A 24,935-nucleotide genomic window follows, 5' to 3' on the forward strand; every position below is an offset into this window, starting at 1 on the left:
TTCTCTTCTCTCAAAAATCAGCCTTCGACCTTAGGCCGGGGCCAGCGCGCCTCGACGATCGTCGAAATGCCGCCACGGGGACGGAAGTCACCGGTCACGACAGCCCATACCGGGTCGCACGCCTTCACCACATCCTCGAGGATCTGATTGACGACGTTCTCCTGGAAGATGCCCAGGTTGCGATAGCAGAAGAGATATTCCTTCCATGACTTCAGCTCCAGGCACCGCTCGCGTGGCATGTAGCGGAGTTTGATGACGCCGAAGTCCGGCAGGCTCGTCTTCGGACAGACCGAAGTAAACTCCGGATCGTCGATCAGGATCTCGTAAGCCGGAAACTGGTTCGGCCAGGTATCGATCGACGGGAACGCGAAGTCGAGACCGGCGTTGGCGTGGTCATCGGTGTAGCCGGTGCGCTGGGTGTTGGCTGTGCTCATAGTCCTGATTGTAGAAGATTCCCCGCATTCCGCCCTTCAGGTACCGCCGCTTTCTGTCACCTGCTCCCAGGTGCTCAGTCTGGTGACAGATACCCTGCAGATTTTTTGACGCCCCGCCCCATCCTCAGGAGTCTTATATACTTACACAGGTTTCGAGGCGGCTTTCCCCCTTTACCCACGCATGGTCACGAAGAGTAAATCCCGAAATACACGCTGGATCTGGCTGGCTACGGCCATCGCCTTGCTGCTGGTCTTCTATGGCGTTCACCTGGCCACGCGCACCAAGGTGCCTATCCGTGTTGCGGAAGCCACACGCGGCGAGTTGCGCAGCACCATCTCCACCAACGGCAAGGTCGAGCCCCAGGTGAACTTCGAGGCACACGCGCCCTTCCCGGGTGTCGTCAAGCAGCTCTATGTGCACGAAGGCGAGCAGGTCAAAGCCGGTCAGCTTCTCGTCGATATGGACGACTCCGATGCCCGCGCTCATGTCGCTGCGGCCCTGGCCACGCTGCGCGGTGCACAGTCCGGTTACAGCGACACTCTCGCCGGCGGCACGCAGGAAGAGCGCATCTCCATGAACAGCGATCTCACCAAAGCGCAGATGGATCGCGATCAGGCGCAACGCAGCCTCGCCACGCTTGAGAAGCTCCAGCTTACCGGCGCAGCCTCGGCGAACGAAGTCAACGATGCGAAGCAGCGCCTCGCCTCCGCCGACCAGTCCTTAGCCTCGCTGCAGCAGCGCAAGACAGACCGCTACAGCGCCGGCGATGTCGGCCGCTCGAAGAGCACCCTCGAAGAGGCACAGGCCGGCTACGCCGCCGCGCTCGATTCTCTGAACCAGGCGCATGTTCGCGCACCCTTCGACGGCACCGTTTATTCTCTGCCCGTTTCGCGCACCGAATACGTTCAGCAGGGCGATCGTCTTCTGCAGATGGCGAATCTCGAAAAAATGCAGGTACGCGGGTACTTTGACGAACCGGAGATCGGCAAGCTGCAGGAAGGCCAGCCAATCACCATCTCCTGGGATGCGCGCCCCAATGAAATCTGGCACGGCTCCGTATCGCGTGTGCCTTCGACCATCATCACGTACGGCACCCGCAACGTCGGCGAGGTGCTGGTCACGCTCTCCGATGCAGACGGCAACCTGTTGCCCGCCACGAACGTGCGCATTACCGTCACCACCGCGAATGAGAGCAATGCCCTTTACATTCCGCGTGAGGCTCTGCATACCGAAGCAGGTCAGGATTACGTCTACCGCGTCGATAAGGACATTCTGCATCGCGTCGTCGTCACCATCGGAAATCTCAACCTCACGCAGGTGGAAATCCGCAATGGCCTCAAGGACGGCGATACCGTCGCACTCAGCAGCACCAACGGCCAGCCGCTGGGCAATCGCATGCCCGTCACCCCTGTGCAGTAGGTAGAACCCCTTGTCCCTCTCCCGTCCATTTCTTCTTGCTGCGGCGCTGGTCTGTACGGCCTTCGCCGCGTGCGCGCTTCCTCCCGCCGCAACCACCGCAGCGCAGGACGCGCTGAATCGCGGCCAGGCCGACCAGGCACTGCACATTCTCAATGACAATCTGCAGCAGAACCCCTCCGATGCGCTCGCGCTCAACCTGCGCTGCCGTGTCTATTACGCCGAGGAGCGCTGGGACGAGGCTATCTCCGATTGCGGGCAGGCCGTGCGCCTGTCTCCGCAGGACAGCAATTTCCACCTCTGGCTGGGCCGCGCCTATGGCGAAAAGGCCAGCCGCGTAAACTTTGTCTCGGCCTACAAGATCGCCCGTCTCACACGCGCCGAGTTTGAATCCGCTGCCAGCCTGGATCCACACAATGGCGAGGCGCTCTCCGATCTTGGACAGTTTTATGTCGAGGCTCCTCAGGTACTGGGCGGCGGCACCGCCAAGGCGCAGGGCGTTGCGCAGCAGCTACAGGCCTATGCCCCGCTGCGTGCTCATGAACTGCAAGGGCGCATCGCCGAACAGAAGAAGGATTACGCCACCGCCGAGCAGGAATTCCGTACGCGGATATCGCTCGCCGCGCATGTCTCACCGACCGAGGCATCCCAGGCATGGATGGATCTGGGCAGCTTCTACCGCCGGCGCTCCCAGTGGGACCAGATGGAAGCCGCGCTTGTCAGCGGCGCAGCCGCAGCAATCGATCACGGGCCCGCGCTGGCTGACGGAGCGTCTACTCTCATCGAGTCCAACCGCCGCCCCGACCTCGCCGCTCAGTGGATGCAGCAGTATCTCGACGGCAAAGCACTCAGCGAGGATGCGCCTGCTTTTGTGATCCTGGCAAAACTCGGCGATCTCTATCGCAGCCAGGGCAATGCAACGCGTGCTGCCAATGCCTACGCCGAAGCGCAGTCTCTGGCATCCGGTTATGCCGGAGCCCAGCAAAACACGAAGAAAGCCCAGTCCGGGCGATAGCCTGTGCTGGCACCAGAACCATGAGAACCCTGCGACGAACACAGATCGTCAAGGGTGAAGCTGCGAGAGGACGATAGAATAAAGCTGCTTTCTCTATGAACCGAAAGGCATTCCACCGTCGGGCCATGATGTTCACAGGAGCCTGCGCCACCTTGGTGGCAGCTTCTGCGCACGCGCAGGTCTCTCTCTCCTCTGTCGTCGACCTCGCTCTGCGCAACAGTACCCAGATTCGTATCGCGCAGGCCAATGTACAGCACGCTGCCGCCGGTCTCTCCGAGTCGAAGGATGTCTATCTGCCCAGCTTCGTGCTCGGCTCGAGCCTGGGCTACTCCTACGGTTTCCCAGTCGGCCAGCCTTCCGTCTATAACCTCGCCGCTCAATCGCTCCTCTACTCGTTCTCGCAGCCGGACTACATCCGTTCCGCGCGCGCCGCGCTCGAATCTGCGCAGCTCAGTCTCAAGGATGACCAGGAACAGGTCGCGCTCGATACTGCAACCGCCTATATCCAGCTTGATAACGACCTGCAGCAGTTGCAGGCCCTTGATCAGGAGAAGCAATTCTCCGAGAGCCTCGTCTCCATCGAGCAGCAGCGCGTCGAAGCCGGCGTAGATGGCCGCACGGAACTTACCCGCGCTGAACTTACTTCCGCGCAGGTCGACCAGAAGCACCTGCACCTTGAAGACGATGCCGAGGAGATGCGCCAGAAGATCTCTCATCTGACGGGCATTCCGGCTACGGGTCTCACCACGGACCGAGCCAGCGTGCCGGCGGAGCCGAACTTTACCGACGCGCCGACGGACGGACAAATTACCTCAAACTCCGGCATCCGCGCTGCCTATGAGAATGCGAAGTCCAAAACGCTGCTGTCGTTCGGCGATGAGAAGCAGAACTACCGTCCGCAATTCGGCTTTGGTCTGGAATACAACCGCTATGCCGAGTTCAACAATTACAACGAGTACTACCTGCGCTTTCAGCACAACAACTTCGACGTAGGCGTGCAGATTACCTTCCCCATTTTCGATGCCAGCCGCCGGGCCAAAGCCCGTGAATCGGCTGCCGAAGCGACGCGCGCCCATGTAGAAGCCGATCAGGCCAAGCAAAAGGTCAGCGAACAGGTACTCGTGCTCAATCACGCCATCCGTGAACTGAAGGTGCAACGCCGGGTCGCGCAGCTCCAGTCCGATCTTGCTCAGGAGCAGCTAGCCACCACTGAAGCGCAGCTTCAGGGAACCAACACTGGCACCGGCGGTGGACAGCAGGTCACACCAAAGGATGCCGCCCTCGCGCACATCGATGAACGCGAACGCTATCAAGGGGCGCTCGACGCACAGATGCAGCTCATACATTCGGAGCTCAGCCTCATGCGTTCGCTCGGCGAGCTTGAAAACTGGGTCCATTCCGCAACGCAGGCGTCCCCTCAGCCATGAACCCGAACGCCAGCCCCAGCCACACTCAACAATTTTCGTTTCTACAACTTAGCCGTGCTGTCACGCGCGGATGGTAAAATGGGTGAGATTGCCATGCCTCTGAAAACACTGTTTCTGAATCCTCCATCCTTCGAGAACTTCGACGGTGGCGCAAGCTCCCGTTGGCCTGCCACCCGCGAGATCGAGTCCTACTGGTATCCGGTATGGCTGGCGTACCCTGCCGGCATGCTCGAGGGTTCCAAGCTTCTCGACGCCCCGCCGCATCACGTCTCCGCAGAAGAGACCATCGAGATGGCGAAGAGCTTTGAATTCCTGGTGCTCTTCACCAGCACCCCGGGCTGGACGGGCGATCAGAAGCTGGCCGAAGCCATCAAGCGCGCCAATCCGACCATCCGCATCGCCTTTGTCGGACCGCCGGTCACCACCTCACCCGATCGCGCCTTGAACGAGTGCTCGGTCATCGATTTCGTCTGCCGCCGCGAATTTGATTTCTCGACCGTTGAGTTTGCCAACGGCAAGCCGCTCGACGAGATCCTCGGCATCAGCTATCGCAAGGATGGCCAGATCGTCCACAATCCGGACCGCCCGCAGGTCGAAGACCTCGACGCGATGCCCTGGGTCACCGACATCTACAACCGCGACATGGACGTCACCAAGTACAACGTCCCGTTCCTGCTGCACCCCTACGTCTCGCTCTACTCGACGCGCGGCTGCCCGGCGCAGTGCACCTTCTGCCTCTGGCCGCAGACGCTCTCGGGCCACGCCTGGCGCAAGCGGTCTACAGACGATGTGGCGGCCGAAATGGCGCACGCCAAGAAGCTCTTCCCGCATGTGAAGGAGTACTTCTTCGACGACGACACCTTCAACATCCAGAAGGCGCGCACCATCGAACTCTGCGCAAAGCTGAAGCCGCTCGGCCTCACCTGGTCCTGCACCTCGCGCGTCACTACCGACCGCGACACGCTGAAGGCCATGCGTGAAGCCGGCTGCCGCCTGCTGATCGTCGGCTACGAGTCCGGCGACCCGCAGATCCTCAAGAACATCAAGAAGGGTGCCACCGTCGAGCGCGCACGCGAGTTCACCAAGGACTGCCACGACCTCGGCCTGACCATCCACGGCGACTTCATCCTCGGCCTGCCTGGCGAGACCAAGGAGTCGATCCGTAACACCATCAACTTCGCCAAGAGCCTGGACGTTGAAACCATCCAGGTCTCGATCGCACACGCCTACCCGGGCACCGAGTTCCACGATTTCGCCAAGGAAAACGGCTTCATCATCAACGACGGCAAGATGGTCGATGAGGAAGGTCACCAGCTCGCGCACATCGAATACCCTGGTCTGCCCAAGGAATATGTGCTCGAGATGGTGCACCGCTTCTACGACGAGTACTACTTCCGTCCCAAGGCGGCATGGCGCGTCGTTTCAAAGGCCATCATCAACCGCGATCTCAAGCGTCTCTACGCCGAGTCGAAGTCGTTCCTCAAGCTCCGTGCGCAGCGCAATCGCGTGGTGAAGGCTGCCAAGGCAAATCAGGGTTCCGAAAGCACAACTCCGGCCAAGGCAGGCGCATAAACCACCAAGCCACACAGAGACGGCCAGCAAATAAGCTGGCCGTTTCTGCTTTTCGAGCGTCGAATAAGTATTCCGGAACCCTCTGATGACCAAATCCACCATGACATTGCCGCGCTACCTGGTGCTGGCCGTCGTCGCCGTTACGGCGCCGCTCGGGGATACCCTGCTCAGCGTCGGCATGAAGCAGGTGGGCCCGGTTTCCCTGCACCACCTCTCTACGCTGATTCACGCTCTCGCAGTACCCCAGGTATTCCTCGGCATCGCACTGCTCATCGGCTTCTTCGCGTCCTATCTCGCGTCGCTTTCGTGGGCCGACCTCACCTACGTCCTGCCCGCGACCTCGATCGGCAATGTGATCGTCGCCCTGCTGGCAAGGTTCTGGCGCCATGAGCAGATCTCCGCATCCCGCTGGCTCGGCATTCTACTCATCACCATGGCCGTAGGCTTCGTGGCGCAGGGGCCCTCCTATACGGAAATGGAAAAGCCGGGTGCTGAGCAGGCTAACTCCGACTCTGCCGCTCTGGCCCCGCAGGAGCGTGCCTCGTGATCGTTCAGCATGCGGCCAAGGACGCTCTCATGATCGGTGCCGTCGTGGTAACTGCCACCGTCGGCGACGTGATGATTGCTTCCGCCATGCGTTCCATCGGCGATCTTGATGAAATCCGCGCCCGCAGCGGCATCTTCGGCGCCATTCGCGCCGTGCTCGGCAGCACCAGGTTTGTCACCGGTGTCACATTCATGGCGCTGAGCTTCTTTTCGTTGCTCTTTGCTCTCAGCAATGCGGACCTGAGCCTGATTGCGCCGGCGACGGCATCGCTCACCTTTGTGACTAACGCCGTCGCTGCAAAGTTCTTTCTCAAGGAAGCAGTCGACCGCCGCCGCTGGATTGCCGCTGTCCTTGTTTGCGCGGGTGTCGCGCTGATCACTCGCTAGAAATGCTCAGCGCCACGCGCCAGGCGTGTGCCCATCGTTCAAAGCCCTGTCAAGATAAGTCGCCGCGCTGATCAATGCCAGGTGCGTGAAGGCCTGAGGAAAGTTCCCCAGGTGTTCGCCGCTCGAGCCCAGTTGCTCCGCATACAGCCCAAGGTGATTCGCATAGCCCAGCATCTTCTCGAACAAAAGCTGCGCTTTTTCGAGCTGGTGCGAGCGCGCCAGACTCTCGACAAACCAGAACGAGCAGGCGGTGAAACTGCCTTCGGAGCCGCTCAGGCCATCGACGGGCGAGGATAGATTGTTGTAGCGATACACCAGCGCATCTTCCGTCAGCCGCTCTTCGATGGCCTTCAAGGTCGAGAGCCAGCGGCTATCTGAAGGGCTGATGAAGCGCATCAATGGCATCAACAGCACGGAAGCATCCACCGTCTCCGCACCCTTGTACTGCACAAACGACTGCAGCTTCTCGCTCCAGAAGTTGGTAAAAATGTCCTCGTAGATTTCATCGCGAGTCTGCCGCCACTTTTCCAGCGGCCCGGCCAGCGAGCGCTTCTCCGCCAGCCGGATCATGCGATCGAACGCGACCCAGCACATCAGCCGTGAGTGCAGGAACTCCTTCGCGCCGCCGCGCACCTCCCAGATACCTTCGTCCGGGCGCTTCCAGTTCTGCTCCAGCCACTCCAGGATGCGCTTCAGGCCATGCCAGCCATCGTAGGAGGCCGAGTCCCCATACTTATTGGCAAGATAGACCGCGTCCATCAACTCGCCATAGATATCGAGCTGCAGCTGGCTGTAGGCTGCATTGCCGATCCGCACCGGCCGCGAGTCCTTGTACCCATGCAGCGTCTCCAGGATCTCTTCTTCGATTTCCTGGCCACCATCCGGCCGGTACATCACCTGCAGCGGCCCGTGTTCGGCATCCTCGTGCACCCGCTCCCGCAACCAGTGCGTGAAGGCCCGTGCTTCTTCGACAAAGCCCAGCCGCATGAACGCGTAGAGAGAAAACGAAGAATCCCGCAGCCACGTATAGCGGTAGTCCCAGTTGCGCTCGCCTCCCACGCGTTCCGGCAGACCGAAGGTTGCCGCTGCGATCAGCGATCCATGCTCCTGGCTGCAGAGCAGCTTCAGCGTCAGTGCCGAGCGGTTCACCATCTCCCGCCAGCGGCCTTTATAGTTCGACCTGGAAATCCAACCCCGCCAATAGCGCGCCGTCTCCTCAAAGTGCTGCTCAACATTCGCTTTATCCAGCTCTGCATAGCCGGCCTTCTCTTCCTCATCCACCTCACCGAAAGCGAGCATGGCCGTCTCGCCGGCACGCAGCGTGAAGCGGGAAACAGCATCTCCTTGCTCGATATCCATGGGGAAGGTTGCGTGCAAAGCCATGCAGGGACAGGATGTATCCTGCGGAATAAAACAGATGGCGCTCTGCTCCCTGCGCACCTCGTGCGCAGTACGGGCATAGTTGAAGCGCGGCGCACATCGCATTTCAAAGGACACGCTGCCCTTTACCACGCGCAGCATGCGCAGGATGTGATGCCCATAGCTGGGCTGTGTGGAGTCTTTCACCACCGGCATGAAGTCGGTCAGCTCGGCTACGCCATCTTCAGAAAGAAAGCGGGTGAGCAGAATATTCGTATCCGGCAGATACATCTGCTTGACGCGCATCTCCTGCATGACGGGAGCCACTTTCAGGCAGCCACCGTCTTCGGCATCCAGCAGAGCGGCAAAGACACTCGGGGAATCGAAATCCGGGAAGCATAGAAAGTCAATGCTCCCTTCGACGCTCACCAGCGCAATCGACCGCATATTTCCGATCACGCCGTAATTTTCGATGGGCTGGAAGGCTGGTTCTGACTTAAGCTCTGGCATCTCGCATGGTTAGAGTGCCAGATAGGCCAAAAAGGTTGATAGGCCGGATCATTCCCGCCTAAGTAATAAAGTTCAGGCCAGCAGCCGCATCCAACCGGTCGGCGCAAGGTCCGGAACCAGAAAGCTCGCCGTATCCTGGTTTTCCCTGGCCAGTGCCTCGGCAGCGAGATAACCGCTGCGCACGCCGCTTTCCATCGTCGAGGGCCAGCCCGTCGCCGTCCAGTCCCCTGCCAGGTAGATGTTTTTCCAAGGGCTCATCGCACCCGGCCGCACCCGGTCCAGCATCGGCCGGATGCTATAGGTCGCACGCATTTCCTTGGTTACCGTCGCCTTCACCAGTACGGCCTCCGCAACCTCGGGAAAGAACAGCTCCAGTTCCCTCCTCGCCAGATCGATCACCTCAGTCCGCGGCATCGTCATCAGCGCCTTCGACGCGCTGATGACCAGCTCTACGTAACTGCGGCCACCGTTCGCATGTCCCGGCTGCAGCTTCGACTTATGAAACAACCACTGAGTCGTCGTATCAAGCAGCGCGGCATGGGTCAGGTCTGTGATCTCGCGATCGAACCACAGGTGCACGCTGGTGATCGGCGAATGCGAAAAGCTCCCAAGGTCGAAGCTCAACTGGCGGCTTGCGTCGTTGCGCGGCAACTCAAGAATCAACCGGTCCAGCGCCTCGAACGGCAACGCCAGGATCACACTGTCGCCGTGAAAGACCTGGCCTTCCTCACTACGCACCCGCCACTGTTCGCCCACCGGCTCAAAGCTTTCCACGCTGGTATGCAGATGCACCTTGCCGCCGCGCTCTTCCATATACTGCTGCGCGCGCCCATACAATTCGCTCAGCGGCAGCATGGGTATGCCCATTTTTCCGCCCTCCGCGGAGAAGAGGAAGGCCTGGCGAAAGAACCTGGCCGCGTATTTCACCGAGATGAACTCGGGCTCCTCATTGAGCGCGCATGCCAGCACCGGATGCCAGAAGCGTCGGATCACCTGCTCGGTCTGATGATGTTTTTCAAGCCACTGTGCGAAGTTCTCTTCTGAATCCACCGGTGTCTGAAAGAGAAAGGCACGAATTCCCGCGGCAATCGTCACCTTATCCGCGGTCGAAAAACACTTCGCTTTCAGAAATGAGGCGGAAGTATGGAGCGGAGCCGGCATCGATGAGGGCTCAAACACGCTCCGCCGTCCACCAGGCTCAAGGAAGGTGATCGCGCTCGACCAGTAAATCTGATCTTCCACGCCAAGTCTGCGATAGAGATCGATGAGATTTGTACAGCAACCCAGCAGGATGTGCTGGCAGTTGTCGATGACCTCACCTGTCCCCGGATGCTCATAGGAACAGGCTCGGCCGCCGAGATAAGGCCGCTGCTCCAGCAGTTGCACGCGATAGCCCCGATCCGCCAGCGCGCAGGCTGCGGCGATCCCGGAGACACCTCCGCCCACCACCGTCACGCTCCGCTGTCGCGCCAAGGGGAGCATCAGATGCCTTTCAGTCGCACCACCAATGTCCGCAGAATGCCTAGAGCCAGGTAGCCCAGCTTCTTCGCCGTCGAAACCTGTACCCGCGCCGTGAACACGTCATACCGCTTCCGCTCGATCTCGCGCAACAGCTGGTAATAGATGCGGATCAGCACCCACAGCGCCGGCCGGGCATCGGCCGAGATGAACGGCAATAACGCCTGTCCGGATTTGTAATAGTGTTCAGCACGATTTGCCTCAAAGGCCAGCAGGTTCCGCACGCGCTCATCCGGAACACCGCCATGATCGGCCAGCGCCGTGAGGGCATCGAGCTCCACCCCGTGCGCACGCAGGTCTTCGAGCGGAAGGTATACCCGCCGCCGCTCGACATCTTCTTTCACATCCCGCAGGATATTCGTGATTTGGAAGGCGATACCTGTCTCTTCAGCCAGCTTCTCCGCGCGGGGATCGTGATAACCGAAGATGCGGATACAGACCAATCCCACCACCGACGCGACAAGGTAGCAGTAGCGGTAAAGCTCGTCGAAGCGCTCGTATGTTTCGAGCGGCATCGCGGCAATATCGCTCACAGCCAGCACATCCCGGCGCAGATCCATCGTCACGCCCTCCACCAGCTGATCGAGCAGCTCATGAGGGATGGCAAACCGCGCCTGCGCATCACGCAGCGCGATGAAGACGGGATCGGCAGTGGCACCGCCCTGCGCCGCCGCATGCCAGGCCGCCAGCCAGTCTTCCATCGTCCGGCGCCGTTCGGATAGGGGTACACGCTCGTCATCGGAGATATCATCGGCGTGGCGCATGAAAGCATAAACCGCGCAGATGGCATTGCGTTTCACTTCGGGAAGAGCGAGGAAGGAGTAATAGAAGTTCTTCGCCTCACGCCGCGCAATCTCGCGGCACGTGCGATAGGCCTCCTGGATGATCGGAGAAGTATTCGAGCTCACGCGGTGGCCACACCCGGCACCGAAGGCGCGCAGTGGTTGTCCAGCCCATTCGTCTTGGAATTGATCTGCGAAGTCATCAGCCGTGAGCCTTACGGAATAATCGCCGTTTTAATGTCGCCCAGCCCGTCCTGGCGCGAACGCTTCAGATAGCTCTGCAGCACCGCATCCAGCTCTGCCAGAGGAGCGCGGCCGGTAATTGTCTCCCGGCTCTTGAACTGCCCGTTGCGGATCATATCGAAGGCGCGGCGCACCGTGCCCGGCGTGTGATGGAAGGTGGCCTTCAGCGTGATGTCGTTGTAATGCAGCCGGTTCGTGTCCAGTTCCACCTTGGTGCCGGAAGCCGGACCTCCGAAGAAATTCACCAGTCCACCCTTGCGCACCATATCCACGGCCCACTGCCAGGTCTCGGGAACAGCCACAGCTTCGATTGCGATATCCACGCCACGATGATCCGGCGTCAGCGCGCGCACTGCCGCAATCGGGTCTTCTACCTTGGTCGTCTGCACAACCCACTCCGCGCCAAAGGTCTTCGCCGCATCCACCTGGGCGTCATGCTTCACCACGGCGACCACGCGCACGCCTGCGATCTGCGCGGCCTGCATGAACATCAGCCCGATCGGCCCCGCACCGATCACTACCATCAGATCACCAGGTTGCGCCTGGCTTTCCTCGAGGCCGCGCACCACGCAGGCCAGTGGTTCAGTCAGCGCTGCATGCTCAAAAAGCAGCTCCTCAGGCACCAGTAACGTGTTCTTCTCGACGATGCGCGCGGGGATGCGAATGTACTCCGCATACGCTCCGTTATTGAAGAGCAGATCGTCGCAGAGGTTCTGCTGATCCTTCCTGCAGAAGTAACAGACATCACAGGGCGCTGAGTTCAACGCCACGACGCGATCCCCCTCGCGGAAGGCCGTCACTCCTTCTCCTACTTCGTACACTGTTCCTGCCAGCTCATGGCCAAACGGGATCGGCGGCTTGAGCATGCGCGCATGGTAGCCCCGCCGATATACCTTCAGATCGGTTCCGCAGGTGAGCGCCGCATGCACCTTCACGACAAGCTCGCCGGCTCCGGCCTTCGGGATGGGCAGCCGTTCGATCCGCAGATCCTCCCGCCCGTAGAGGACCGCCGCTGTCATTTTCTGACCCATTTTCCTGGTACGTCTCTTCCCTGTTTATTCTCTCAAACCGGCCTTTGCCGTGCTCGTCTCTGCGAGCCTATCTACCGGGGTTGATGAAGATCTTCATGGACTGCGCTGTCGGATGCGAGGCCACATCGATCGCCTCCACCGCCTGCTCAATCGAATAGCGATGCGAGATCAGCCTCGTCAGATCGAATCCATTCGCATAGCCGTCGAAAACCAGCTGCGCGCCCTCGTCCTGAATCTCGACCGATGCGCTGTACGAGCCGATCAAAAACTTCTCATCCATGCAGATTGCCGCCGGATCAACTGCTGCTTCACCGTGCTGGGTCTGCGCAAAGAGCAGCACCCGGCCACCGGGTCTGGCCGCATCCATGGCCGTCTTGATGAGCGCATCCACACCGACGGCAAGAATCACCGCATCGGCACCACGGCCTTCGCTGGCCTCGCGCGCCGCAGCCACCATGTCCGTCTCGCCGGAGAGGATCGGGTGCTTCAATCCATAGGCCGCCGCGACTGCGTGGCGCTCCGCGTAGAGGTCCGCCGTCAGCACCTTTGCGCCGGTGCGCGCCGCAAGCGCGGCCAGCAGAATGCCGATGGGCCCCTGGCCGATGACCAGCACCGTCTCATCCGGCTCAAGCGCCAGGTTCTTGATCGCCTTGTAGCAGGTGTTCACCGGCTCCACGAAGGCAGCCTGCTCGAAGGGCACGCCGTCGGGAATGCGAATGACACCGCCTTCGACGATCCAGTCCATCACTCGCGCATACTCGGCGAAACCGCCGCCCGAGGGCTCAAAGCCCGCCGTGATGCCGACCTTCTTGTACACCGCGCACTGTGCGAAGGTCTTCTTCCGGCAGTAATAGCAGTGACCGCATGGGATATGGTGAAAGGCCATCACACGGTCGCCGATGGAGAACTTCGTCACGCCTTCGCCAACCGCGACCACGGTGCCTGCTGTCTCGTGTCCGAAGATGCGCGGTGCCGAGTGCGACCCGGTGTGGATCTTCTTGAGGTCCGTGCCACAGATGCCGCACGCCGCCACCCGGATCAGGATTTCGCCCTTGCCAATCTCCGGTACCGGAACCGTCTCGACGCGCACCTCGTTCACACCGCGATAGACGGCCGCGCGCATCGTCTTAGGAATCGCGCCGCCAGCGACTTCATTCGTTACTGCAGAAGCTGTAGCCATGGTTATCCCTTTGATTATAAAGACTGGCGTAAGGATTCGCGGGTCAGCTCCGCCAGCTCCGCCGCCGCCTTGCGGCTGTTGCCGCCGAGCTTCGCCAGCGAACGCCAGTACCAGGGCCGCACGGCGACAAACTGTAAAAACGGAGCCATGCGCAACGTGCCCTGGTTCGAGATAAAGCGGCCAAAGTCCGGCAGATCATCGAGATACCCGTCGGAGACACCCTTGTAGCAATAAAAATCCAGCCGGTATTCCTTCGCCAGCCGCGCCACTGCAGCCGCTTCCATATCTACGAGAACGGCACGGTTTTGTTCCGCCAGCCTGCGCTTGTCCGCCGCCCGAGCAACGTAGTTCAGCGTCAGCAGCCGTGTGCCTTCGGGGTTCTGCGTCTCGAACCGCTTGCCCGAAGCCAAATGGACGACTTCCGTGATCCCACTCGCTTGCCCCGGTTTCAACCCGCAGCTCAGCGCTCCAGCCCAGCCATAGGAGACCAGCACCTCCGGCTCGAAACTGCCGCGCACTGCGTTCACGGCGCGATTCGCCGCTGCCGCGCCCATGCCTCCGGCTACGGCCACGCATGCGTTCTCACCCAGACGGCCTGTCCACTCGTCCTTGCCGGTCTTCTTCCAGCCCTTGACCAGCGGCGTCAGCTCACCGGCAATCGCCGCGATGATCGCAACCCGGGCGCTCATGCCGAGGGCGCGTACCCGTGCGCGCGAAACCAGTCGATTGCCGCCCGCAGTGCTTCGTAGACCGGGATCACCCGGAAGCCGAGCTCGCGCTGCGCTTTCGCCGAGGAGGCGAACATTTTCTTTTTCCCCATCCGCACCGCCTCTACCGTTGCCCGCGGTTCCTTACCGCGCATCTTCCCTGTCCACGTTTCGTCGAAGAACGCAAAGGCCATCGCCACGTTGTGCGGCACCTTCATCGTCGGCGACGGCAGCCCGGTGATCGCCGACATTTTGTCCAGAATCTGTTTGAGCGTGAGGTTCTCGCCGCCGAGGATGTACCGCTCGCCCGGCCGTCCCTTTTCGAGCGCAGCCACGTGTGCTCGAGCCACTTCACGCACATCGACAAGGTTCAGCCCGGTATCGACATAGGCCGGAAACTTCTTATTCAGAAAATCGACGATGATGCGCCCGGTCGGCGTCGGCTTGATGTCCTGCGGCCCGATCGGCGTCGTCGGGTTCAGGATCATCACCGGCTGCCCGGCGCGCGCAGCCTCGATGGCCACCTGCTCGCCGAGAAATTTCGACCGCTTATAGTGGCCGACCATATCCGCAAGCGAGACCGGCGTCGTCTCATCCACGATCGTGCCATCTTCCTTGAAGCCCATTGTTGCCACACTCGATGTACATACGACGCGACGGACACCCTCTTCGTGCGCAATGCGCAGCAATGCCCGCGTCCCCTCCACATTCGAGGCGTACATCGTCTCCGGCTCACGGACCCAGAGACGGTAATCCGCCGCCACGTGCATCAGGACATCGCAGCCGCGCATGGATGAGCGCAACCCTTCGGGCTGCAGCAGATCGCCGACCACTGTCTCCGCGGGCACTCCTTCGAGATTGCTCAGCTTGCTGGTAGGGCGCACCAGCAGGCGCAGCTCCGCGCCCTGCTCTGCAAGCGACTTCGCCACATGCGCGCCGACAAACCCCGTTGCTCCAGTGAGAAAGACTTTCATCCCGAGGCTCATTCTACGGGAAACCTGCGTGGGAAAGCCGCAACCCCCAATACGCCGCCCTGGCACGCAAAGAATAACGGCTGCGATCGCTCGCAGCCGTTATTACCGCTGGTTTCCAGCACTACGGTTAGTCGTAGTATTCCAGGCCCAGATGCGTGATCAGCTGCTCACCCTGAATATGACGCAGAGTATTCTTCAGCTTCATCTGCTGAATGAACAGATCGTGCTCCGGGTAGAGACCTTCGGCCGTCTGCGGCGACTTGAAGTAGAAGCTCAGCCACTCCTGGATGCCGCGATGCTTCAGCCCCGGCGTACGCTGCGCGAGATCGAGGAAGAGCACTAGGTCGAGCGCCAACGGTGCGGCGAGGATTGAGTCCCGGCACAGGAAATCGACCTTGATCTGCATCGGATAACCAAGCCAACCGAAGATATCGATGTTGTCCCAGCCCTCTTTGTTGTCCCCACGCGGCGGGTAATAGTTGATGCGGACCTTGTGGTAGATGTCCTTGTAGAGCGCCGGGTGTAGCTCCGGCTGCAGGATGTAATCGAGCACGCCGAGCTTCGATTCTTCCTTCGTCTTGAAGGACTCCGGATCGTCGAGCACCTCGCCATCACGATTGCCGAGGATGTTCGTCGAGTACCAGCCGCTCAGTCCCAGCATGCGCGACTTGAAGGCCGGTGCCAGTACCGTCTTGATGAAGGTCTGCCCGGTCTTGAAGTCCTTGCCGCAGATCGGGGCACCTGTCTGGCGCGAGAGCTCGATCATGCACGGCAGGTCCACCGTAAGATTCGGCGCGCCGTTCGCAAACGGAATGCCTTCCTTAAGAGCCGCGTAAGCATAGATCTGCGAAGGTGCAATTCCGGGATCGTTGTCGACGAGGCCCTTCTCGAAGGAAGCGATCGTCTGGTGCACCGCCGTCGGCTCCATGAAGATCTCCGTCGAACCGGTCCAGATCATCACCACACGATCAACCTTCTGGCGGAAGGCCTGGATGTCGGCGCGCACCTGCTGCGCCAGATCGCACTTGCTCTTGCCCGTCTTCACGTGCGTTCCGTTCAGCCGCTTCACGTAATGCTGATCGAAGACCGCCGGCATCGGCTTGATGCTCTCGAGGAAGGGCTTGATCGTCCGCAGATGGTCCTTGTCGAGCACCGCGGCATGGCTCGCCGCCTCGTACATGTCTTCGGGAAAGATCTCCCAGCCGGCAAACTCGATATCGTCGAGCGAGGCCAGCGGCACAAAGTCCTTGATGAGCGGCGTACGGTTGTCCGTCCGCTTGCCCAGCCGGATCGTACCCATCTGGGTCAGCGACCCGATCGGCTCGGCCAGTCCTTTGCGCACCGCCTCCACGCCGGCAATCAGCGTGGTCGCCACGGAGCCCATTCCGACTACCATGACTCCAAGTTTTCCGTTTGCTGGCTGAATCGTCTCAGCCTGGGGTGTAGACATCGCTTGCAGATTTTCCTCTCACTGATTTGTCTGGCGCACCAAACACGTCAGTTTCACCCGCTAGAGAGGAAATCTCCAACACGAAATGACCCAGTCGCGAGATTCGCGGGGCCAATGGCAGCAGGAGCGATATGTCCTGCATTTTCATAAATTTGAGGCCGATACGCGTAAGCGCTTAAGCCTTGGGCCGCGAGTTTTTGTCACCTCTCGCGGCCGCGTTTAGAGTACCAGAATCAGGGCCTTCAACTCCCGCTTCAAGTCCACAAACCCTAAACAAAAAATGTCATCCCGACCGAAGTGGAGGGACCTGCAGTTCACTCGGCGCAGAAGAATCCTCTCGCGCGAGCGGCGAGAACCGCAGGTCTCTCCACTTTGCGAGACGATGAAGCCGTCTCGCTACGGTCGAGATGACAGTTTTATCGGAGGAGGAGTTGATTCAGCCGGTACTGGATTATGCGTCCTGCGGGCGCACCCGATCCTTCCAGTGCGTCCAGACAAACCAGACGATGCCTGCCAGCAGCACGACCACTACCGCGGTGTGAAAGCGATGAAACGCCGTCTTGAATGCGGGATTCGTCTCCCAAGCCTGCCCCAGCTTCATGCCCACATACGCCAGCGCAAAGCACCATGGCCAGGAGCCCAGAAAGGTATAGATATGGAAGCGAAGCTGCGGCATCCGCGCGATACCCGCCGGCAACGCAATGAAGGTACGAATCACAGGAAGCAGGCGGCCCACAAAGACCGTGATCGAGCCATATTTCGAGAAGAAGTGCTCCGCGCGGTCGAGGTCGCGGTGATCGAGCAATACAAAACGCCCATATTTGGCGATGAACGGCCGACCACCGATAGCACCGATCCAGTAGGCAATCGCGGAACCGAGGTTGCAGCCGATGGCTCCGGCCGTCGCCACGCCCAGCAGTGTGAGCGTACCCATGTGCACCAGGTAGCCGGCAAACGGCATGATGATCTCGGAGGGCAGCGGCACGCAGGCCGACTCAATCCCCATCAGCAGCCCTACTCCGGCATACCCGGAAGTGGAAATTGTAGCAATGATGAAGTGGGCTAAAAGCGCGAGAATTTTCTCTGTCATTCGTGGGCAGTATACGTGATTGTCTTTACGCTTCCGCCATGCGCGATTCCCATACGGACAGAGGCTGCACCTGGGCTACTGCAGAGCTGCATCCTCACGCAAAGCCATCCATAAACCGCTCCCTACGCAGGCCACCACCGCGGCCAGCCCTCCCAGCATGTATCCGAGCATTGAGGGTTCCAGGTGCGGTGCATGAACCGGGATCAACTCCGAGGTCGAAACAGTCGCCATTCCCGACCCCATCCATGCGGGCAGTACATGCAACAGCCACATCGCCACGGCCAGCCCGTAAATTACACCTGCCACCCGCAGTACCCGGAAGATCGTCGCCGCCCGCGCCAGCGCCATTTCCTTCCTGCGCTGCTCGGCCCGGCGCCAGACCCGCGCCACATCCGGAACCGTCGCAACCCCCACCAACTGCGCAGCATCCTGTCGAAATGCTGCCGCCAGCTTCACCGTCCGGGCGCAATCCACGCACGTATCCACATGCGCCTGCAGCGCGGGCTGGGCTTCAAGCCCGCCTGTACGCACCGCGCGCAACACCTCGCTCTCACGTCCACATTCGCGGATTTTCATACGCGCTCCCTTCTCTCCGGCTCCAGCATCTCCGCTGCCCGCTTGCGCGCCCGGAAAAGCAGCATCCGCACGCTCAGCCGGTTCAGGCCGGTCACAGCTGCAATCTCCGCATGGTCCATGCCTTCCACATAAGCCAGCCACAGGAGCTGCCGCTCGCGCGGCTTCATCGCCGCCATCGCCCGCTGCAGATCGAGCTGCAACTCTCGCTCCGGACCGGCTTCTGCAACTCTGTCGAGGCTTGCATCGCCGTCCTCTAATTCTTCCTCAAAATCGTGAGAGCCGCGACTCTTCTGTCGCCAGAGATCATGCATCAGATTGGTCGCAATGCGGAAGAGATAGCGCCGGGTTTCGGCCTCATCCATCGTTTTTCCGTCACTGCGACGCATGAGAAAGCGGCAGAAGGTCTCCTGCACAAGGTCATCGGCGACTTCGCGCCGTCCCGAGATGCGCAGGAGATAGGCCCAAAGCGGACGCGCCGTGCGCTCATAGAGAACGGCAAATGCCTCCTCCTCGATCGCCCGTGCGCCGCTGCCCGGCACAGCAGCAGACTGCGAATATGTCTCCGCCACTGTCATCCGTACCCTTTACCCTCTGCGAACCGTATCCGGACCTTGCTCCAGCAATCCGAAGGAGCGCGACAGGATGTAGGAGGCCGCACCGGAAACTCCGAAACCGACACCTAGACCTACGGCCAGCGTTCCAAACACGGTAAAGCCCTCCGCGGAGAAAGGAATCCTCGAACGCAGCCACAGCATGGCCAGTCCGAAGCACGTGAGGACAATGCCTGCCTGCACGCTGTTGAGAATACGGGTGTACGGAGTCCGTTGTTCCCGCTCGACTGTCAGGCTATCCACAAACTGCCGCCCGGCGGGGGTTTCCGCATAAGCGATCAGGCTCTGGCTCGAGTCGATACGCTGCAGCAGGCTTGCCTGCACCTCGCTCTGCAACCGCGCCACCTTGTAACGGCGAACAGAAGAAAATACGATCCAGGCTATCCAGACCACAGCAGCAAAAAAAGCGATCCCTACCCAATTTCCGTCCATCAAAACTCTCCTGAGCGAAACAGCTCTTACTCCTTACAACGGATCACCCGCCTCAACGGTTAACACCCTGTTTCAAACTTTTTTGCCGCAAGCAGCTATCCTGATCACGACGCCCATGGCCATCCTGCTCGAACCCAACGAACTCCGCGTCCTCGGCTCCCTGATCGAAAAAGAGATCACCACCCCCGAGTACTACCCCCTCTCGCTCAACGCGCTGCTCAATGCCTGCAATCAGAAATCGAGCCGCGATCCGGTGATGCAGCTCGATGAGATCGCCGTCGAGCGCGCCCTGTCGCGCCTCGAAGAGTTGTCGCTTGTGCGCCGCGCGCATGATGCCCGCGTTACCAAATACGAGCATCAGGCCCGCAACCTGCTGGACCTCAAACGTCCCGAAATTGCGGTTCTCTGCCTGCTGCTGCTCCGCGGCCCACAGACGCCCGGCGAGCTACGCAGCCGCGCCGACCGCCTCTACACCTTCGACGACATCGGCGCCGTCACCTCTACGCTTGAACGCATGGGCCGTCAGCCCTCCGAGGAAGACTCCATCCAGCGCCGCGAACATGCGCCGCTGGTCACATTGCTGCCCCGCCAGCCCGGAGAAAAGGAAGCCCGCTACGCGCACACGCTCGCCGGAACACCAGCATTCCCTCTACGCGAACCCGCGGCAGCACCGGCAACGCATACCACCGCCGCACCGGATCGCATCGCCGCGCTCGAGGCCGAAGTTGCGAACCTGCACACGGAACTCCGCGAAACCCGTGAACGGCTTGCCCGACTTGAAACCCTCTTCGGCATCGAAGCTGATGCCAAAGAGACCGGCGGCAACCCGGAGTAGCCATTTCCTAATCAGACAAACTACCGTTACAGACATCCTCGCCATGGCAATCAAGAAGACCGCTCAAAAGAAACCGGTGAAAAGCTCTGCAAAGAAGGCCACTCCAGCCGCCTCCGCGCCAGTCACCGCTGCGAAAACAAAAGCCTCGCCAAAACGCCTGGCCCAGACCGACCTCGCGCCTGAGCGAATCGATGAGATCCTCCGCCGCCTCGCCGCCGCCTATCCGAATGCCGAATGCGCGCTGCATCACCGCAATGCGTGGGAGCTGCTGGTTGCGACGATTCTCTCGGCGCAGTGCACTGACGCACGCGTGAACATGGTTACCCCGGAGCTCTTCCGCAAATATCCCACTCCGCAGGCCATGGCCGAGGCCTCGCTGCCCGCCATCGAGGAAGAAATCCGCTCCACAGGCTTCTATCGCAACAAGGCAAAGTCCATCGCCGGCGCAGCACGACGCATCTCGCATGATTTCGGCGGCAAGGTCCCGCGCACCCTCGCCGAGCTCATCACCGTGCCCGGCGCTGCACGCAAAACAGCGAGCGTGGTCCTCGGCGTTGCCTATGGCCTCGCGGAAGGCATCGTCGTCGATACGCATGTTCTGCGTATCTCGCGCCGCCTCGGCCTTACACAGGCCACCGAGCCCAAGAAGGTCGAGCAGGATCTGATGAAGATCATCCCGCACAACCGCTGGATTCAGTATTCCCACGAGATCATTCATCATGGACGGCAGGTCTGCATCGCGCGCAAACCGCGCTGTGTCGACTGCACACTCGAAGATCTCTGCCACGCATCGGATAAAACCTGGTCCAGCGTGGACACAGCCAAGCTGCGCTAGCGAAATAGCCGCGTCACCGCTTCGATCAACCCATCGAGATCATGCGGATCGGCCTCCGCTGCAGGCTCCCAGGCTGCTGTGCGCAAGGTTGCGCTGGTCACCGGGCCGATGGACACAGCCTGCAGCCCTGCGGGCCGCGCAAGACCAGCCCTCTCGAGCAGGTTGTGAAAATTTGTAACCGCCGATGAGCTTGTGAACGTTGCCGCGTCGGGAATGCGCTCTTTTTCTGTAAACAGTGCTCTGACCTTTTCGATCGAAGCCTCCGGCACGACCGTCCGGTAAGCCTCGGCCACGGTGACGTTGGCGCCCAATGCGCGCAGCCCCTCGGGGATGACATCCCGCGCTACCGCCGCCCGCACCAATAAGACATGCTGTCCGGCCATTTCACGGCCCAGCGCGGTTAAGAGCGATTCCGCGACGTACGCATCGGGCACCACATCCACACGTACCCCAGCCTCACGCAATGCCTTAGCTGTCGCGGAGCCCACCGCGGCCACTCGCAGCAGAGCCAGTACATCGACAGAAAGCTGTGCGAACTGCATCCGCGCAAGCAGCGGCGCCACCGCATTCGCGCTGGTTAGAATAAGTAACGAATACTGTGACAGATGATGCACTGCGCTATCGAGAGACGCAAAGGACTCAGGGGGGTCCAGCGCGATGGACGGGATCTCGATAACCTCGGCACCCAACTCGGCCAGCCTCGCCGATAACCGGCTCGCCTGATGCGCAGCCCGTGTCACCAGCACCCGCCGGCCCATGAGCGGCAGGTTCATGGCTGCACGGAGGTCAGCAAAGAGAGAATATCCCGGGCACCCGCGGCCAGCAGCTTCTCCACCAGCCTACGTCCCAGCACCTCAGGCCGTTCTTCTTTCTGGCATTCGAGTTCGGCACGGACCAGGCTCGCGCCATCCGGTGCCGCGACCACCCCCAGAATGCTGTACCCATCACCAACAGGCTGGCAATAGATACCAATCGGCACCTGGCAACCTCCACCCAGCGCCGCAAGTGCTTCACGCTCAGCCGTCACAGAAAAACGCGTTGCCTCATCGTCTAAAAACGCGAGCGCGGCAAGAGTTGTCGCATCTCCGGCCCGGGTCTCAACCGCCAGCGCACCCTGCCCCGCTGCCGGGCACACGATCAATGCCGGAAATTGCTCGCGTAAATGCTCGGTGCGCTCCAGCCGCTCAAGACCCGCGGCGGCGAGGATGATCGCATCCACCTGCCCCTCGGCGAGTTTGCGAAGGCGCGTGTCCACGTTGCCGCGGAACTCGACATATTCCAGGTCGCGCCGCTGCACCTTGAGCTGCGCTTGCCGCCGGACACTGCTCGTCCCCACGCGCGCACCTTGGGGCAAGGAGGCAAAGGTCTCGTAATGCACGGACACAAACGCGTCGTGGGGATCGACCCGGGGTGGAATCGCGGCCAGTGTGAACGGCTCATCCAATGTCGTCGGCAGATCTTTCAGGCTGTGCACGGCAAGATCGATGCGCTTCTCGAGCAGCGCCTCTTCAATCTCCTTCGTGAACATGCCTTTCGTGCCCACCTGCTTGAAGCTGACATTCTGCAGCGCGTCACCCGTGGTGCGGATAATCTCAATTTCGACGCCGTATCCCTGCGCTCTCAGTTTATCGGCAATGTGATTAGCCTGCCACAGCGCCAGCTGCGATCCGCGCGATCCGATGCGCAGCGGCTCTGCATTCTGCACGTCTTCAGTCATGATCCTCCAGCCGCGCCAGCTGCTCGCGCAGAGAGGGCGCCGAGTCTGCCGGGTCGATGGTTGGCCCGAGATGAAAGGCCGCGCGGATTGCATCGATGGCTGCCGCATCGCCATCCCGAGCCGCGCTCTTCAGCGCCTGCAGCGGATGATGCAGGAATTTGTTCACCAGCCCGCGCGTCACTGCTTCTACCGCCGCCATCTGGTCCGGCGTCAACGCCTGCAGCCGTGATTGCGCCCTTCGCAACTCGCCCTGCCGCACCTGCTCCGCGTAGCCCTGAAGCTCGCGAAGCGTCGGTACCACATCCAGCGTCTCCACACGGACGCGATAGCGCTCCACTTCCTGCTCCAGCAGGCTCTCCGCCCGCTGCGCCTCGCGGCCACGATCCACGAGATTACTCGCCGCTACCTGTTGCAGGTCATCGATGTCATAGAGAAACGCGCCATCGATGCGATTGATTTCCGGATCGATGTCGCGCGGCACCGCGATATCGATGAGTACCATCGGGCGGTTTTTGCGCTTCTGCAGAAACTGCTGAGCATGATGCGGGCGGAAGAGAAAATCCGGCGCCCCGGTCGAAGTAATCAGAATGTCCGCTTCATGCGCCCGTGCATAGATGTCATCGAAGCGGATCACATGCGCCTCGAACTTCTGCGCCAGCCGCACCGCGCGCTCCTGCGTCCGGTTCGAGATAATCAGCGAACCCGCGCCCTGCTGGAGCAGATGCCGCGCTGCCAGCTCGCTCATCTTGCCTGCGCCGACCAGCAATACGCGCTTGCCCTTCAGCGAGCCGAAGATCTTACGCACTAGGTCCACGCCCACAGAAGCAATCGACACCGAGGACGAGCCGATCTGTGTCTCGGTCCTCACTTTCTTGGCAGCAGCAAAGGCTCCCTGCAGCAGACGCTCCAGGTTGCCACCTACCGCACCCACCTCCCGAGCGACGGCATAAGCTTCTTTCACCTGGCCCAGGATCTGCGGCTCACCCACCACCATGGAGTCGAGGCTCGCAGCCACGCGGAAGAGGTGTCTTGCAGCCTCTGTCTCACGATATTCATAGAGATGCGGCATCAGCTGCGCAGGCTCTACGGCATACCGTGCATGGAGAAACTCTGCCAGCTCCGGCTCCGGCCCGTCATAGGCCACCAGCATCTCCACGCGGTTGCAGGTAGAGACAATCATCGCCTCGCGTACACCCTCATGCTCCAGCAGCGCAGCAGTCTCACTGCCCAGCCGGTCAGGCGCTACGGCCAGCTGCTCGCGCAGCTCTACCGGGGCCGTTTTATGATTCAAACCTGTGAGCAGGAGTTTCATGGGGCGCTAAACCTGTGGACCGTACTTAATAGATTCGCAGCCCATACGCTAAGCATCACAAGAAATACGACCGACGAGAGATACACCGCCCGTCGTCCGCGCAGACCGCGGCTGCGCCGGATGAACAACATCACGGTGTACAGCGCCCACATGACGAACGAGAGCACGACTTTAGGATCGGCAAAATAGGCCGCGCCTACACTCTCCTGCGCGAGCAACGAGCCGGCCAGCAACCCAATCGTCATGCCATGGAAGCCCAGCACCAGCGTCTTCTGTGCAATCTGGTCCATGGTTTCGAGCGGCGGCAGCCAGCTCAGGAACGCCGGTGATTTCCGGCTCTTGAGCCTGCGCTCCTGCAGCAGGTACAAACTGCTGGCTATAAGGCTGAAGAGCAGCGCCGCATAGGCCAGCAGCAAAGCAGAGATATGCAGAAACAGCCAGCCGCTGCGGATCATCGGCGAGGCAAAGGTGTGGCTATCCGGCCCAAGAGCCGGCACCACTGTCAGCAAAAAAGCCAGCGGCAGCGCGAAGATGCCGAAAGACAGCGTGCGGTAGAACAGGGCGATGGCCAAAAAGACTGTCGCGATGAGCAGTGCCAGCATGGACTGCACCTCGTGCATGCCAACCGGCAACCAGCGATGCGCCAGCACCAGCCGCTCCGCCGTTGAAACCAGCTGCGCAAACCACGCCGCCCCGGCCAGCGGCAGGCACGCCCGCCGCCAGCGCTCGCGATTGCCGAGCACGGCCGCAAATGCCGACACCGAGGCGCAGCCGTAGAGTACTGCCGCCACCCGGAGCCAGAACAGGAACATATCTCTCCTAGAGCGTGTTTCATATACCCCAAAGCCCATCGAAGCCGAGGGTGAGGCCCGCAATCAGAGCGAGCCTCAAATCGTCCATCGAAGCCTTTAGCCCATTTATGAAACACGCAGTAACCACTTGCGTATTCTTCAGTATACGCGCGAAGCGCCGGGC

General features: G+C 60.9%; 25 protein-coding genes. 8 read left to right on the forward strand and 17 right to left on the reverse strand.

The window, feature by feature from the left end; genetic code table 11:
* Positions 1-17: 17 nt before the first annotated feature.
* Positions 18-434, reverse strand: a complete 417-nt coding sequence (gene queF, locus ESZ00_RS11935; protein ID WP_129208492.1) for a preQ(1) synthase — start codon at positions 432-434, stop codon at positions 18-20.
* Between the two features lie 181 nt (positions 435-615).
* Between queF and ESZ00_RS11940 the strand changes: the two genes are divergently transcribed.
* The 6 genes from ESZ00_RS11940 to ESZ00_RS11965 all read left to right on the forward strand — a co-directional run bounded on the left by ESZ00_RS11940 (position 616) and on the right by ESZ00_RS11965 (position 6,798).
* Entirely contained in the window at positions 616-1,854 is a 1,239-nt protein-coding gene (locus ESZ00_RS11940) for an efflux RND transporter periplasmic adaptor subunit (RefSeq protein ID WP_129208493.1), read from the forward strand.
* A gap of 10 nt (positions 1,855-1,864) precedes the next feature.
* Entirely contained in the window at positions 1,865-2,866 is a 1,002-nt protein-coding gene (locus tag ESZ00_RS11945) for a tetratricopeptide repeat protein (RefSeq protein ID WP_129208494.1), read from the forward strand.
* A 155-nt stretch (positions 2,867-3,021) separates the two neighbouring features.
* Complete coding sequence (locus ESZ00_RS11950) at positions 3,022-4,293, forward strand: TolC family protein (protein ID WP_164981483.1); 1,272 nt, start codon at positions 3,022-3,024, stop codon at positions 4,291-4,293.
* A gap of 93 nt (positions 4,294-4,386) precedes the next feature.
* Positions 4,387-5,865, forward strand: coding sequence for a hopanoid biosynthesis associated radical SAM protein HpnJ (gene hpnJ / locus ESZ00_RS11955; protein WP_129208496.1), 1,479 nt, complete (start codon positions 4,387-4,389; stop codon positions 5,863-5,865).
* Between the two features lie 85 nt (positions 5,866-5,950).
* Positions 5,951-6,412: an EamA family transporter gene (locus tag ESZ00_RS11960; protein WP_229741218.1), complete on the forward strand. Its 462-nt coding sequence runs from the start codon at positions 5,951-5,953 to the stop codon at positions 6,410-6,412.
* Entirely contained in the window at positions 6,409-6,798 is a 390-nt protein-coding gene (locus ESZ00_RS11965) for an EamA family transporter (RefSeq protein ID WP_308419068.1), read from the forward strand. Before ESZ00_RS11960 ends, ESZ00_RS11965 begins: the two co-directional genes overlap by 4 nt.
* 6 nt (positions 6,799-6,804) lie before the next feature.
* Here the strand turns inward: ESZ00_RS11965 and ESZ00_RS11970 are convergent, their stop codons facing one another.
* The 12 genes from ESZ00_RS11970 to ESZ00_RS12025 all read right to left on the reverse strand — a co-directional run bounded on the left by ESZ00_RS11970 (position 6,805) and on the right by ESZ00_RS12025 (position 19,261).
* A complete protein-coding gene (locus tag ESZ00_RS11970) occupies positions 6,805-8,667 on the reverse strand; it encodes a glycoside hydrolase family 15 protein (protein ID WP_129208497.1) in 1,863 nt (620 codons plus the stop codon).
* Positions 8,668-8,739: 72 nt separating this feature from the next.
* Positions 8,740-10,149: a hydroxysqualene dehydroxylase HpnE gene (gene hpnE / locus ESZ00_RS11975; RefSeq protein WP_129208498.1), complete on the reverse strand. Its 1,410-nt coding sequence runs from the start codon at positions 10,147-10,149 to the stop codon at positions 8,740-8,742.
* On the reverse strand, positions 10,149-11,093 hold the full coding sequence (locus ESZ00_RS11980; protein ID WP_129208499.1) for a phytoene/squalene synthase family protein: 945 nt from the start codon (positions 11,091-11,093) through the stop codon (positions 10,149-10,151). The genes hpnE and ESZ00_RS11980 overlap by 1 nt, the downstream gene beginning before the upstream one ends.
* 89 nt (positions 11,094-11,182) lie before the next feature.
* Positions 11,183-12,229 (reverse strand): alcohol dehydrogenase catalytic domain-containing protein, encoded by a 1,047-nt coding sequence (locus ESZ00_RS11985; RefSeq protein ID WP_164981484.1) that lies wholly within the window; start codon positions 12,227-12,229, stop codon positions 11,183-11,185.
* A gap of 79 nt (positions 12,230-12,308) precedes the next feature.
* Positions 12,309-13,421 carry a zinc-dependent dehydrogenase gene (locus ESZ00_RS11990; protein ID WP_129208501.1) on the reverse strand — a complete coding sequence of 371 codons (1,113 nt, stop codon included), beginning with the start codon at positions 13,419-13,421 and terminating at the stop codon, positions 12,309-12,311.
* Between the two features lie 14 nt (positions 13,422-13,435).
* Complete coding sequence (locus tag ESZ00_RS11995; RefSeq protein ID WP_129208502.1) at positions 13,436-14,110, reverse strand: phosphorylase family protein; 675 nt, start codon at positions 14,108-14,110, stop codon at positions 13,436-13,438.
* Positions 14,107-15,102, reverse strand: a complete 996-nt coding sequence (hpnA, locus tag ESZ00_RS12000; protein WP_129208503.1) for a hopanoid-associated sugar epimerase — start codon at positions 15,100-15,102, stop codon at positions 14,107-14,109. The genes ESZ00_RS11995 and hpnA overlap by 4 nt, the downstream gene beginning before the upstream one ends.
* Before the next feature lie 127 nt (positions 15,103-15,229).
* Positions 15,230-16,552 (reverse strand): inositol-3-phosphate synthase, encoded by a 1,323-nt coding sequence (locus tag ESZ00_RS12005; RefSeq protein ID WP_129208504.1) that lies wholly within the window; start codon positions 16,550-16,552, stop codon positions 15,230-15,232.
* 451 nt (positions 16,553-17,003) lie between these two features.
* Positions 17,004-17,642 (reverse strand): DedA family protein, encoded by a 639-nt coding sequence (locus ESZ00_RS12010; RefSeq protein ID WP_129208505.1) that lies wholly within the window; start codon positions 17,640-17,642, stop codon positions 17,004-17,006.
* A 75-nt stretch (positions 17,643-17,717) separates the two neighbouring features.
* The gene (locus tag ESZ00_RS12015) at positions 17,718-18,218 is read right to left on the reverse strand and encodes a hypothetical protein (protein ID WP_129208506.1); all 501 of its coding nucleotides are present in this window, start codon (positions 18,216-18,218) and stop codon (positions 17,718-17,720) included.
* Positions 18,215-18,787 (reverse strand): RNA polymerase sigma factor, encoded by a 573-nt coding sequence (locus ESZ00_RS12020; RefSeq protein WP_164981485.1) that lies wholly within the window; start codon positions 18,785-18,787, stop codon positions 18,215-18,217. The genes ESZ00_RS12015 and ESZ00_RS12020 overlap by 4 nt, the downstream gene beginning before the upstream one ends.
* 15 nt (positions 18,788-18,802) lie before the next feature.
* Positions 18,803-19,261 carry a hypothetical protein gene (locus tag ESZ00_RS12025; RefSeq protein ID WP_129208508.1) on the reverse strand — a complete coding sequence of 153 codons (459 nt, stop codon included), beginning with the start codon at positions 19,259-19,261 and terminating at the stop codon, positions 18,803-18,805.
* An 82-nt stretch (positions 19,262-19,343) separates the two neighbouring features.
* On the opposite strand from ESZ00_RS12025, the gene ESZ00_RS12030 reads away from it, so the two are divergent.
* The gene (locus ESZ00_RS12030; protein WP_308419069.1) at positions 19,344-20,096 is read left to right on the forward strand and encodes a YceH family protein; all 753 of its coding nucleotides are present in this window, start codon (positions 19,344-19,346) and stop codon (positions 20,094-20,096) included.
* Between the two features lie 76 nt (positions 20,097-20,172).
* Complete coding sequence (gene nth / locus ESZ00_RS12035) at positions 20,173-20,931, forward strand: endonuclease III (protein ID WP_308419070.1); 759 nt, start codon at positions 20,173-20,175, stop codon at positions 20,929-20,931.
* Here nth and ESZ00_RS12040 read toward each other — a convergent pair.
* The 4 genes from ESZ00_RS12040 to ESZ00_RS12055 are packed head-to-tail and all read right to left on the reverse strand — an operon-like array spanning position 20,928 to position 24,772.
* Positions 20,928-21,704, reverse strand: a complete 777-nt coding sequence (locus ESZ00_RS12040) for a uroporphyrinogen-III synthase (RefSeq protein ID WP_129208510.1) — start codon at positions 21,702-21,704, stop codon at positions 20,928-20,930. The genes nth and ESZ00_RS12040 overlap by 4 nt on opposite strands.
* The gene (hemC, locus tag ESZ00_RS12045; RefSeq protein WP_129208511.1) at positions 21,701-22,648 is read right to left on the reverse strand and encodes a hydroxymethylbilane synthase; all 948 of its coding nucleotides are present in this window, start codon (positions 22,646-22,648) and stop codon (positions 21,701-21,703) included. Before hemC ends, ESZ00_RS12040 begins: the two co-directional genes overlap by 4 nt.
* Positions 22,641-23,960, reverse strand: coding sequence for a glutamyl-tRNA reductase (hemA, locus tag ESZ00_RS12050; RefSeq protein ID WP_129208512.1), 1,320 nt, complete (start codon positions 23,958-23,960; stop codon positions 22,641-22,643). Before hemA ends, hemC begins: the two co-directional genes overlap by 8 nt.
* Positions 23,957-24,772: a cytochrome C assembly family protein gene (locus tag ESZ00_RS12055; RefSeq protein WP_129208513.1), complete on the reverse strand. Its 816-nt coding sequence runs from the start codon at positions 24,770-24,772 to the stop codon at positions 23,957-23,959. The genes hemA and ESZ00_RS12055 overlap by 4 nt, the downstream gene beginning before the upstream one ends.
* Positions 24,773-24,935: the final 163 nt, after the last annotated feature.

Source organism: Silvibacterium dinghuense (assembly GCF_004123295.1).
Taxonomy (GTDB): Bacteria; Acidobacteriota; Terriglobia; order Terriglobales; family Acidobacteriaceae; genus Silvibacterium; species Silvibacterium dinghuense.

Excerpts from the sequence above, each read along its gene's own strand:
- ESZ00_RS12005 (WP_129208504.1), bottom strand. The coding sequence starts at position 16,552 with ATGTCTACACCCCAGGCTGAGACGATTCAGCCAGCAAACGGAAAACTT.
- ESZ00_RS11960 (WP_229741218.1), top strand. The coding sequence starts at position 5,951 with ATGACCAAATCCACCATGACATTGCCGCGCTACCTGGTGCTGGCCGTC.
- ESZ00_RS11940 (WP_129208493.1), top strand. The coding sequence starts at position 616 with ATGGTCACGAAGAGTAAATCCCGAAATACACGCTGGATCTGGCTGGCT.
- hpnE (WP_129208498.1), bottom strand. The coding sequence starts at position 10,149 with ATGCTCCCCTTGGCGCGACAGCGGAGCGTGACGGTGGTGGGCGGAGGT.
- hemA (WP_129208512.1), bottom strand. The coding sequence starts at position 23,960 with ATGAAACTCCTGCTCACAGGTTTGAATCATAAAACGGCCCCGGTAGAG.
- hemC (WP_129208511.1), bottom strand. The coding sequence starts at position 22,648 with ATGACTGAAGACGTGCAGAATGCAGAGCCGCTGCGCATCGGATCGCGC.
- queF (WP_129208492.1), bottom strand. The coding sequence starts at position 434 with ATGAGCACAGCCAACACCCAGCGCACCGGCTACACCGATGACCACGCC.
- ESZ00_RS11990 (WP_129208501.1), bottom strand. The coding sequence starts at position 13,421 with ATGGCTACAGCTTCTGCAGTAACGAATGAAGTCGCTGGCGGCGCGATT.
- hpnJ (WP_129208496.1), top strand. The coding sequence starts at position 4,387 with ATGCCTCTGAAAACACTGTTTCTGAATCCTCCATCCTTCGAGAACTTC.
- ESZ00_RS12040 (WP_129208510.1), bottom strand. The coding sequence starts at position 21,704 with ATGAACCTGCCGCTCATGGGCCGGCGGGTGCTGGTGACACGGGCTGCG.
- ESZ00_RS12055 (WP_129208513.1), bottom strand. The coding sequence starts at position 24,772 with ATGTTCCTGTTCTGGCTCCGGGTGGCGGCAGTACTCTACGGCTGCGCC.
- ESZ00_RS12025 (WP_129208508.1), bottom strand. The coding sequence starts at position 19,261 with ATGGACGGAAATTGGGTAGGGATCGCTTTTTTTGCTGCTGTGGTCTGG.
- ESZ00_RS12015 (WP_129208506.1), bottom strand. The coding sequence starts at position 18,218 with ATGAAAATCCGCGAATGTGGACGTGAGAGCGAGGTGTTGCGCGCGGTG.
- ESZ00_RS11995 (WP_129208502.1), bottom strand. The coding sequence starts at position 14,110 with ATGAGCGCCCGGGTTGCGATCATCGCGGCGATTGCCGGTGAGCTGACG.
- ESZ00_RS11970 (WP_129208497.1), bottom strand. The coding sequence starts at position 8,667 with ATGCCAGAGCTTAAGTCAGAACCAGCCTTCCAGCCCATCGAAAATTAC.
- ESZ00_RS12010 (WP_129208505.1), bottom strand. The coding sequence starts at position 17,642 with ATGACAGAGAAAATTCTCGCGCTTTTAGCCCACTTCATCATTGCTACA.
- hpnA (WP_129208503.1), bottom strand. The coding sequence starts at position 15,102 with ATGAAAGTCTTTCTCACTGGAGCAACGGGGTTTGTCGGCGCGCATGTG.
- ESZ00_RS11985 (WP_164981484.1), bottom strand. The coding sequence starts at position 12,229 with ATGACAGCGGCGGTCCTCTACGGGCGGGAGGATCTGCGGATCGAACGG.